Consider the following 8792-nt stretch of genomic DNA (forward strand, 5'->3'; position numbering starts at 1 on the left):
AATAAATGGTAGCTGCGAGAGGAAACGATGGGGACGGTTCTCCCGTTTCGAAACAGGAGAACCGTCCCCATTGTTTCACACAGAGAGGAGTATTCATATGGATGAAGGAGGCGTATTCAGCCTCGGACCGATCGTATCTATATTCAATATCATTTTGTACATCCTGCTGGCCGGTGTTGCCGCCTGGCTAGCGTTCAAGCTGGTTCAATCGTTGAAGGAAAAGAATCAGCGGAACGATTAAATCAATGACGGGGTGAAGAGATGTCCAACAAAAAGGTTTGTGAAAATGGCCATACATACTATAAAAGCAGTGATTGCCCGACATGTCCTACATGCGAACAAGAACGGAAACCGAAAAGTGGATTTCTCTCCATCCTGTCGGCACCAGCCAGAAGGGCGATGGAGAACAACGGCATCACCACGCTTGAGGTTTTATCGACGTATAGCGAAAAGGAAGTGCTGGCCTTTCACGGCGTAGGACCATCCTCTATACCAAAGCTACGGTCGGCTTTGGCAGAAGAGGGGCTGTCGTTTAGAGATTGAAACAATGGGGACGGTTCTCTTGTTTCGAAACAAAAGAACCGTCCCCATTGTTCCAGAACTTCGACATATGAAAGGAGAGGGACGATGCTGTGAAGTGGTTTGTCTTGTTGTGTTCGTTGTTTCTCCTCGTCAGTTGCAGCGTGGCTGAGGAGCAAACAAACGTCGGAGAAGTTGAAGCGCCAGAAGAAGAGGAACCAGATTATGATGATGTTCTGATTCAGGACATCGATGAAAACCTTCTTACCGTTGTTCCACCTGTCACAGACCCCGACGCCTCCTATCCTGTCTATGAAATCGTGGTAGACGAAGAGACGAAGGTTGATGGGGCAAAAGAGTCACTCGATGAATTGCGGATAAAAGATGATGTGGAAATCTGGTTGAAATCCACGGGTTCCGACGAAGAAACCGCCGAGAGGATCACAGTGAAATGAAGGGACGGTTCTCTTGTTTCATATCAAAGTGAAACAGGAGAACCGTCCCCAATAGGAGGAAAACATGAATAAACATGTTCAATGGTCGAACCTGGAGAAGCCTGGCTCTGAATCTTTGAAAATCAAAAATGTTGATTCCAGTCTAGTTGCAGAAGGCGTCGTCCTTCTTGCAACAGACGGAGATGTCCGGAAGTTTTCATATCAAGTGGTCACCGATGAGGAGTGGACGACCAAGACCGTAGAAGTCACCAATCACGAACAACATGCACAGCTGTTTCTCTATTGTAAGGAAGGAAAATGGTATCGACGAGACAAGGAGCTACGTGAAATGTCGGGAGCGGTTGATGTTGACCTTTCCATCACTCCCTTTTCCAACTCCCTTCACATCAACCGGTTTACATGGGAGAATGGGCAGGAAAGAAAATTGGATGTCTTGTATATCGATGCTTCGAATTTCGAGCTGTTGAACTTGGCGCAGCACTACACCTATGAAGGAAATGCGGATGATGGCAACAGACTTTTTCAATACAGGTGCCGGGATTATCGAACGATAATTACAGTCGATGAGGATGGGTTCGTTGTGGATTATCCGGGTGTTTTTCTTCGGCGATAAAAAGAAGAACTGGATTCGTCAGCTCTTCTACTCTTGTTTCAGTAATTCCTGTTCGATGAGATAAACCGAGATTTCAAACGCTTCGATTCTTCTCTTCGCTAAGGTGATCTGCGATTTGTAACGGTCGGGATTGTCTTTTGCCTCAAAGGTTTTGACTGTTTCTCTTAATTTGTGGACGGTCGAGTCGATCTGCCGTTTCGCTTCATGCAGGTCCGTGCTGGTCAATTCCATGTCGATTCATCACCTTTCTATTATAGAGCTTAGATTGAAAGATTATATAAGATACAATACCTACTGTCAAAAGGTGGTGGCAAGATGCACACTCTATTGAAAAAACTAGCGGCTGTTCTTGCAGGATGGTCGATTTACAACGTTTCTATTCCCATTTTCAGCTTCCTGGATCAGTTTGGAGGTCAAGTCGGTAACATCGTGTTCGGACTACTTGATTTTGCGATGAAAACGGGTTCGATTTTTGTAATTGTCTTCTTTTCGTTCATGATTGTGAAGGAAGCATGGGAGGAGCGGAAAGATGAGAAAAAAAAAGAGCCGGTCGGCTGAGGAAAGGGTGATGTTATGAAATTACAATCGAAAGAACCAGAAAAGCCAATGCAGATCTTGCTGCTGATTGATATCGGGTTAACGGTACTTCTGATGATTGATGTGGTCCTGCTGAACTTCATTGAACCAGGGGATGGATTCGCGACCTATGAGAATATTGTAGGGCTGGTGTTAACGCTCACTGTATTGGCCTATACCATTCTATTTTTAGGGTGGATCTACAGGGTACATAAGGATCTCCAATCATTGGACAGGTCTTACCCTACTTCCCCGGGTGGCGCATTGGCCCGGGTGTTGATTCCGATTTTCAACTTGTACGGACTATGGAATGTTTATTCAGCGATGGCGAATTTCTTTAAAAAAGAGCCTTTCACGTCTGAAGCGGGTAAAAACCTTGGGAAAGTCATTCCTTTTTATTATGCGCTTTTCCTCATTACGACCTTTGTGAACGATTATATTATAAGGAACTTTGTGAATAGTATTGTATTATTCCTGTCTTACATAGGCGATATCGCGCTTGTGGTTACGTACATCCTCATCATCAAGTTTGTTTCAAGAGGGTTATCAAATTTGGTCGAGCATCAAGCAGAAGTTCAAGGGGACGAAAATGAAGCACAGTAGTAAAGAGAAAATCCAGAAGCATTATCCGAATCTCGAAATCAACCAAGTTGAAGCAAATGATATCGGGCAGAACAATGACGTGTTCATCGTCAATGATGCCCTCGTTTTCAGATTTCCCAAGTACGAGGCAGGGGTGAGGAAGCTGAGGAAAGAGGCGAAGGTGCTCGACCATTTAAAACGGCGCGTCTACCTGCCCATCCCAGAACCACTCTACAAACATTTGAACGATGAGGCAGGCGAAGTATTCACAGGTTATCCACTTATTCCCGGGACGCCATTATGGTCTGGCGACTTGAAGCGGATGAATGGGGATAAGCAGCAGGAGCTTGCTTCTGAACTAGTCGGGTTTTTGAAAGAGATGCACGACCAGCCTGTGGACGAACTCGATATCCCGAAGCAGACGACAGAAGAGATCAAACGGTCGACCCGGCAACTGTACGTTGATTTTCAACAGAAGCTTTTCCCCCACATGAATGAAAAGTCAAAGCAGGATGTCTCGAAAAAGTTTGAGAATTTCCTAGCGGATGAAGAACTCTTGAATTTCCGTACCACCCTGATCCATGGAGACTTCGGGCCTTCTAATATCTTGTGGAATCCCTCTTGTCAGAGCGTTTCTGGGGTCATTGATTTTGGTGAAACGGAGATCGGTGACCCGGCGTACGACTTCGCTGGATTACTGTCGGGGTACGGGGAAGACTTTGTGAAAAGGTGCCTGCGTGATTATCCACAAGGGGAGCATGTGCTGGAGCGGGTGCGGTTTTATAAAAGTACCTTCGCTCTGCAGGAAGCGTTGCACGGGGTGAATCATGGTGATGCGAAGGCGTTTGAGAACGGGATAAAGGAGTATCGATGAAGGGACGGCATCCATTCTGGTTGTAAAGGAAGCATAGGAAAGAACAAAAAGTGAGGAAAGGATGATGTTATGAAATTACAATCGAAACCTTTGGAAAATCCATTGAAATACTTGCTGTGGTCGGATATCGGATTCACCTGCCTTCTGATGATCAACGTCATTATTTTGAGTATAATCGTCGCACCGGGAGAGGCTTTCGTCACGTATGAAGGTGTGATAGGGCTCGTGATCACACTCGTTATCTTGACTTATTCCATTCTATTCTTAGTGTGGATCTATCGCGTACATAAAGATCTTCAGTCATTGGACTCGTCTTATCGTATTTCTCCCGGGCGCGCATTAGCACAGATCTTGATTCCCATCTACAACCTTTATGGACTATGGAACGTCTACTCAACGATGGCGGATTACTTTAAAGAAGATGAACCCACCTATGAAGAAGGCCGAAAGGTCGGGAAAGTGATTCCTTATTATTACAGCCTTTTCTTTATTACAACCATCGTGAACAACTCTCTTCTAGTCGGAGATAGTGAGCTTGTGGTATGGTTTTTATCTTACATAGGAGATATCGCATTGCTTGTGACCTACATCCTCATCATCAAATCTGTTTCAAAAGGGTTATCAAACTTGGTCGAACACCAGGCAGAGGTTCAAGGGGACGAACATGAGGCACAGAATTAATAAGAAGGGTGGTTTCGGTAGAATCGAAACCACTCTTCTTTTAGTTAAGACTGATCACGCAGCCCGTAGAAAATGGAAAAAAGCACGAACGATACCAGCCCTGTCATGGTGAAGACCATGAAGATGTTGCTGTAAATCAAGCTTTCTCCGACGCCTGTAAAGGGATTCATGGAAAAGGAAACAGAATCCCTTTCAAGCAGCTTGCCAAACAACGCGCTGCTGAAAGCCCCTGCCAGGAAGTTTAGTAGATTGAACAGCCCCATCCCCACTCCGTTTTGTTTTTCGGACAAGTTTGTGCTGATTAAATCGGCTGTACCACTTTGGAGTAAAGGGAAGCCGAGGTAGGCAATGAAAAGGCCGATGGTAATGAGGAGCGTGTTCTCTCCAGCAAACGTGGATAGGAAAAGTGCTCCAGCCGAAATGAATAAGAGCCCATACCTGACAATGGAATGCCCTCCTCGTAAAGCGATGACTTTTCCTGTCCACTGTCCCATCAGCCCTGAAACAAGGGCGCCAGGAAAAAGGATGAATCCGATCTCTAAGATGGATAAATCATAAAGATCCCGCAACATAATAGGGAGTAAAAAAATCAGTCCGAACACGATGGATGTGCCTAAAAAGCTTGTCGTCATGGTCACCGTGTACTTCTTCATTCTTAACATCGTGGGATCAATGAATGGGTCACGGGTAGATTTGAGCCGCCATATCAACAGGGCCATACATCCAACGAAGCACAGGAATGATATCCCGCTCACGGTTGTGATGATAAATAATAAACTCGTTACGGACAAAGCCACAAGAGCAGCGCCGACCAAATCGATTCTGCCAGGTTGTTTGGCTTCATGAGGAAACCATTTTCTGAAAAGGGGAATTGAGAAAGCGCTCAAGACAGAGAGTAGAAAAATATACCGCCAATGCAGCGTTCCCCCGATTACGCCCCCGACAATCGGACCGATTCCTGAAGCGAATGCAATCGTTGAAGCGAGGTAGCCATACATTTTCCCTCTCCCATTTTGTAAAATGCGTGCAGGCACGATGAATGATAGAGGAGGGACCGAGGCAGCCCCCAGCGCTTGGAAAATCCTCGCCACAATCAGCGTTTCGAAATTCGGAGCCATAAACCCAATCAAAGCCCCTAATGAAAACAGACTCAAACCGATCGTATAAAGCCTTCGAATCGGATAAAGGTCCGCAAGCTTCCCATAAATCAACGTCCCAATGGCAAAAACGGTCGTAAAACTCGTGACGACCCAGCTGACCTGTGCCGGGGTTAATTGAAACGATTCCGATATATCGGGAATAGCCACATTAAACATGGTCCCGTTCATCACCGCAAAGGCGAGGATGGTACAAGTGAGAAACATGATTCTCTTTTGATGGATATGCGATTCATTTTTTTGTTGTAATCCCATAAAAGACCGTCTCCTTCTGACTGTCAGCTTGGTGTTGTTCCTTCTTCCTGCTACTATAAAGATAAAGTATCCACCTACTGGACACTCAAGGAGGAACTATGGAAAAACGTACATTTACTACAGGAGAAATCGCCAACATCTGCAACATCAATAAAAAAACCTTGTTTTACTATGACCAGATTGATCTGCTCAAACCTATGATTGTAAAAGAGAACGGCTATCGCTGCTACAGCTATGATCAGATCGATCAATTAAGTAAGATCAAAGCGCTGCAGAGTGTAGGGTTCACCTTGCAGGAAATCAAGCGGCAACTTTCTGCGGACAACGTTCCGAAAGGGATTGATACGCTTCATAAGCAGAAACGTAAGATCGGAGAAAAGATCCAGGAGTTAGTGAAGGTGGAGGAGAGTTTGAACGAAAAGATTCTTGAGCTGGAGCACTACCAAGAAGTCGGTCACCATCATGTTTTTCTAAAAGACTGCGAGGAAGAACTCTTATTTGTGGACCGCTCACCATCGCCGGAAGGAATCGTGACGAACTTCTTATTAGACGGCTATCATTTTGGAATCATGATGAACGTGGATGGGGAAGCAAGTGGGAGGATGGAAATGAATAAGTTCCAGAGCGTCCGTAGTCGCGAGGAGGCGAATGACAGCAAAGTCGCGGGGACATATGCGGGAGTCTATTTCGTTACAGACGAGCAGAACATCGTCCGGAATGCTCGGAAGGCATGGTCTGTTTTGGAGGAAAGTGAGTACCGCACTAGTGGTCCTCTGTATTTAAAGGATATCGCTACAGATTTTGCGATTTTTGAAGATGGGCGTATTCCTTTTCAGATTACGAGGAAGGTGGAAAAAACTGCCCCATCGCAACCCACAGTCGGATTTAACAACATATGGTAAACTGAGGTTGGAAAGGGGGAGTGTATCTTGAAGAGGATAATTGGCCCGGCAAGTGTGGTACTGGCAATCTTATTGACAGCCTGCACCCCGGAATCCGCGATCGATTGGCAGAGCACAAAAGAAGAAGCCATCAAAGCAGGATTGACCCATGAAGGAGAAGGGAAGCTTTTGGCAGTAGAGGAGTTCAAGGGAGAAACTTTTGCTTTCTATGAACACATGGGAGGAGTCGGGACAGCGCGAATTGTCGAGCATAATGAACGATACGGCTGGTATCGAAGCCACCCGTACTCCGATTTTCAAAAAGAAGGGGACTTATCCTATACGGCGTCTGGTTTCAATATCGAAACAGATGGTGAAGAGGTTGCCGTGTTGATCGGGCAGGCTTTTGATTCGTCGATTGAGGAAATGAGAATGACCGGGACCGACAGGGAGAGAACATTGAAGGTGGACGAGGAGACGGGTTATTTTGCTGCGGTTTATGAAGGAGATGGTAATTCCCTGGAGGTTGTCCCCGTGGAATGAATCGCACGAACGACTGTAACTTCTGTTAAAGTTGAGCGTCCAATGACAGAAGGGAGGATGAGGGAATGAGATACACTTTTATAGGTGCTGCCATTTTGTCGGCCTGTCTGATAAGCGGATGCTCAACAGAACAACAGAGCACTACATACCAAGAATCCATAGACACCGCCTGGCTGTTCATTGAAAGCAAAGGATGGGATCAGACAGCGAAAGGAAACGGTGACCATGCCGAAGTGACTGAAGTGGTGGTGGATGAAGACTACGTGCTTATGGATGAATCTTTTCATGGGGAAGAAGTTCTCTCTATCAGGTTCGAGGATAAGGAAAATGTGGTCGTCAGTACTCCGGTGGTTCTAGTAGAGCCGAAAGCAAATGAGGTGGTGGGATATGTTCCAGGTGAATAAGAAAAAACATCGTTTAGTAGGGCTCCTCGTTCTATGTATAGCGGCGTTTATCGGCTGCAGCGATAGAGAGGAACTCGAAGAACAGCAGGCCGAACAAATCGTCATCGAACACCATCAAAAGGACATCGGTCATGTCGAGATCACATCCATCACTCACAAAGGGAACCGTTTTGTTGTCGAGTGGGTGAATGATGCCAATTGTGAGCAGGGAACGACTTCAGTCCGCGATGATACAGGGGCCGTCACCATCCTCGGTGCTTCCATCTGTTGATTAAAACAGCATACGCCACAAAGCTTTGACGCCGTCCCAGAGCATCAATCCGAAGAACGCAGCTACAAAGCCGATAAGAAGAATTTTTTTCTCAGGTTTCATAGATTCAACTCCTTCCTGTAAACACGCATCTATGCTCCTTATTTTACCACTCGCGTAAACATTTCGACACGAAGGGCATAAGATGGAGCGGAACAAAAATCGGGGAGGTTTTCTTTTTGTATTATTATCACCCTCATTACTTTTCGAGCGTTTATCCATATGTTCAGCAGCGCAATGGTGGCACTTCACAGAAGCTACTTAATGAAATTGTGAAAAGCATTGAAGCGGAAGCCACGGCCATTGAGTTTTATACAAGGCTTGCTAAAGAGGCTCCGACAAAAGCAGCCGAAGAAGATGTGGTCCATGCGTTAGAAGATGAAAAGGTCCACCTTCAAGAGTTTACGAATTTGTACACACGAATCACCGGCGCGCCGCCTGAATACACCATTCAACCCGTTCCGTTCAAGAACTTCAAGGAAGGCCTTCAAACCGCCTACCGTGATGAGTTGGAAGCGTATGAATCATACCGGAACCTCTACCTCATGACTCAAGACCAAACCATACGAGACGTATACTTGCGGGGCTTCACGGACGAAATCGAACACGCCATGAGGTTCGGCTTTTTATTGATGAACGTCTAACGGTCTTCACTCTTTTTTCCTCTCGACAAAAAACACTTCCAGCGCAATCGTCGTCACGACCAGAAATCCAAGTCCTAGGCCCATCGCATTCAGAGTTATGCTGTACGTGTTTTCCATTTGGATACTCAGCCCATAAGCCATCAAAATGAAACCAATGACCCGCACCGCCTGCAGAAGATAATACGTCATCAACATTCCTCCTTCTATCCATTATATACCACACATTCTGGTCCACGACTCGAACGCTATGATAGGGTGGAGGAGAGGAGGGCTGTTTTATGGAAGATTACCAATTTAT

The 8792-nt window shown here is 45.8% G+C and carries 16 protein-coding genes; 13 read left to right on the forward strand and 3 right to left on the reverse strand.

Features of this window, described 5'->3' with window-relative positions:
* Nucleotides 1–97: 97 nt before the first annotated feature.
* The 4 genes from LCM20_RS09755 to LCM20_RS09770 all read left to right on the forward strand — a co-directional run bounded on the left by LCM20_RS09755 (nt 98) and on the right by LCM20_RS09770 (nt 1587).
* A complete protein-coding gene (locus LCM20_RS09755) occupies nt 98–241 on the forward strand; it encodes a hypothetical protein (protein WP_225195266.1) in 144 nt (47 codons plus the stop codon).
* A gap of 20 nt (nt 242–261) precedes the next feature.
* Nucleotides 262–543, forward strand: coding sequence for an RNA polymerase alpha subunit C-terminal domain-containing protein (locus LCM20_RS09760; protein ID WP_225195267.1), 282 nt, complete (start codon nt 262–264; stop codon nt 541–543).
* 89 nt (nt 544–632) lie between these two features.
* On the forward strand, nt 633–974 hold the full coding sequence (locus tag LCM20_RS09765) for a hypothetical protein (protein WP_225195268.1): 342 nt from the start codon (nt 633–635) through the stop codon (nt 972–974).
* A 64-nt stretch (nt 975–1038) separates the two neighbouring features.
* Nucleotides 1039–1587, forward strand: a complete 549-nt coding sequence (locus tag LCM20_RS09770) for a putative glycolipid-binding domain-containing protein (RefSeq protein ID WP_225195269.1) — start codon at nt 1039–1041, stop codon at nt 1585–1587.
* A 27-nt stretch (nt 1588–1614) separates the two neighbouring features.
* Here the strand turns inward: LCM20_RS09770 and LCM20_RS09775 are convergent, their stop codons facing one another.
* A complete protein-coding gene (locus LCM20_RS09775; RefSeq protein WP_225195270.1) occupies nt 1615–1818 on the reverse strand; it encodes a hypothetical protein in 204 nt (67 codons plus the stop codon).
* Nucleotides 1819–1902: 84 nt separating this feature from the next.
* Here LCM20_RS09775 and LCM20_RS09780 point away from each other — a divergent pair, with 84 nt between their 5' ends.
* The 4 genes from LCM20_RS09780 (at nt 1903) to LCM20_RS09795 (ending at nt 4300) form a co-directional block, all read left to right on the forward strand.
* Nucleotides 1903–2145, forward strand: coding sequence for a hypothetical protein (locus LCM20_RS09780; protein WP_225195271.1), 243 nt, complete (start codon nt 1903–1905; stop codon nt 2143–2145).
* Between the two features lie 15 nt (nt 2146–2160).
* Entirely contained in the window at nt 2161–2766 is a 606-nt protein-coding gene (locus LCM20_RS09785; protein WP_225195272.1) for a DUF4328 domain-containing protein, read from the forward strand.
* Entirely contained in the window at nt 2753–3619 is an 867-nt protein-coding gene (locus LCM20_RS09790) for a phosphotransferase family protein (protein WP_225195273.1), read from the forward strand. The genes LCM20_RS09785 and LCM20_RS09790 overlap by 14 nt, the downstream gene beginning before the upstream one ends.
* Before the next feature lie 90 nt (nt 3620–3709).
* A complete protein-coding gene (locus LCM20_RS09795) occupies nt 3710–4300 on the forward strand; it encodes a DUF4328 domain-containing protein (RefSeq protein ID WP_225195274.1) in 591 nt (196 codons plus the stop codon).
* Between the two features lie 44 nt (nt 4301–4344).
* On the opposite strand, the gene LCM20_RS09800 is transcribed toward LCM20_RS09795, so the two are convergent.
* Complete coding sequence (locus tag LCM20_RS09800; protein WP_225195275.1) at nt 4345–5712, reverse strand: MFS transporter; 1368 nt, start codon at nt 5710–5712, stop codon at nt 4345–4347.
* A 98-nt stretch (nt 5713–5810) separates the two neighbouring features.
* Here LCM20_RS09800 and LCM20_RS09805 point away from each other — a divergent pair, with 98 nt between their 5' ends.
* From LCM20_RS09805 to LCM20_RS09825, 5 genes are all read left to right on the forward strand, one after another.
* Nucleotides 5811–6614, forward strand: a complete 804-nt coding sequence (locus LCM20_RS09805) for a MerR family transcriptional regulator (RefSeq protein WP_225195276.1) — start codon at nt 5811–5813, stop codon at nt 6612–6614.
* 27 nt (nt 6615–6641) lie between these two features.
* On the forward strand, nt 6642–7136 hold the full coding sequence (locus tag LCM20_RS09810; RefSeq protein WP_225195277.1) for a hypothetical protein: 495 nt from the start codon (nt 6642–6644) through the stop codon (nt 7134–7136).
* A gap of 65 nt (nt 7137–7201) precedes the next feature.
* The gene (locus tag LCM20_RS09815; protein WP_225195278.1) at nt 7202–7540 is read left to right on the forward strand and encodes a hypothetical protein; all 339 of its coding nucleotides are present in this window, start codon (nt 7202–7204) and stop codon (nt 7538–7540) included.
* On the forward strand, nt 7533–7811 hold the full coding sequence (locus LCM20_RS09820) for a hypothetical protein (RefSeq protein WP_225195279.1): 279 nt from the start codon (nt 7533–7535) through the stop codon (nt 7809–7811). Before LCM20_RS09815 ends, LCM20_RS09820 begins: the two co-directional genes overlap by 8 nt.
* Before the next feature lie 218 nt (nt 7812–8029).
* Nucleotides 8030–8494, forward strand: a complete 465-nt coding sequence (locus LCM20_RS09825) for a ferritin-like domain-containing protein (RefSeq protein WP_225195280.1) — start codon at nt 8030–8032, stop codon at nt 8492–8494.
* A gap of 6 nt (nt 8495–8500) precedes the next feature.
* On the opposite strand, the gene LCM20_RS09830 is transcribed toward LCM20_RS09825, so the two are convergent.
* A complete protein-coding gene (locus tag LCM20_RS09830; protein ID WP_225195281.1) occupies nt 8501–8683 on the reverse strand; it encodes a hypothetical protein in 183 nt (60 codons plus the stop codon).
* Nucleotides 8684–8792: the final 109 nt, after the last annotated feature.

This window comes from Halobacillus litoralis, from assembly GCF_020171725.1.
GTDB lineage: Bacteria > Bacillota > Bacilli > Bacillales > Halobacillaceae > Halobacillus > Halobacillus litoralis_F.

What these genes read in the sequence shown, in the direction of transcription:
- LCM20_RS09780 (WP_225195271.1), top strand. Translation starts at nt 1,903, where the DNA reads ATGCACACTCTATTGAAAAAACTAGCGGCTGTTCTTGCAGGATGGTCG.
- LCM20_RS09775 (WP_225195270.1), bottom strand. Translation starts at nt 1,818, where the DNA reads ATGGAATTGACCAGCACGGACCTGCATGAAGCGAAACGGCAGATCGAC.
- LCM20_RS09805 (WP_225195276.1), top strand. Translation starts at nt 5,811, where the DNA reads ATGGAAAAACGTACATTTACTACAGGAGAAATCGCCAACATCTGCAAC.
- LCM20_RS09785 (WP_225195272.1), top strand. Translation starts at nt 2,161, where the DNA reads ATGAAATTACAATCGAAAGAACCAGAAAAGCCAATGCAGATCTTGCTG.
- LCM20_RS09760 (WP_225195267.1), top strand. Translation starts at nt 262, where the DNA reads ATGTCCAACAAAAAGGTTTGTGAAAATGGCCATACATACTATAAAAGC.
- LCM20_RS09800 (WP_225195275.1), bottom strand. Translation starts at nt 5,712, where the DNA reads ATGGGATTACAACAAAAAAATGAATCGCATATCCATCAAAAGAGAATC.
- LCM20_RS09770 (WP_225195269.1), top strand. Translation starts at nt 1,039, where the DNA reads ATGAATAAACATGTTCAATGGTCGAACCTGGAGAAGCCTGGCTCTGAA.
- LCM20_RS09755 (WP_225195266.1), top strand. Translation starts at nt 98, where the DNA reads ATGGATGAAGGAGGCGTATTCAGCCTCGGACCGATCGTATCTATATTC.
- LCM20_RS09790 (WP_225195273.1), top strand. Translation starts at nt 2,753, where the DNA reads ATGAAGCACAGTAGTAAAGAGAAAATCCAGAAGCATTATCCGAATCTC.
- LCM20_RS09815 (WP_225195278.1), top strand. Translation starts at nt 7,202, where the DNA reads ATGAGATACACTTTTATAGGTGCTGCCATTTTGTCGGCCTGTCTGATA.
- LCM20_RS09830 (WP_225195281.1), bottom strand. Translation starts at nt 8,683, where the DNA reads ATGACGTATTATCTTCTGCAGGCGGTGCGGGTCATTGGTTTCATTTTG.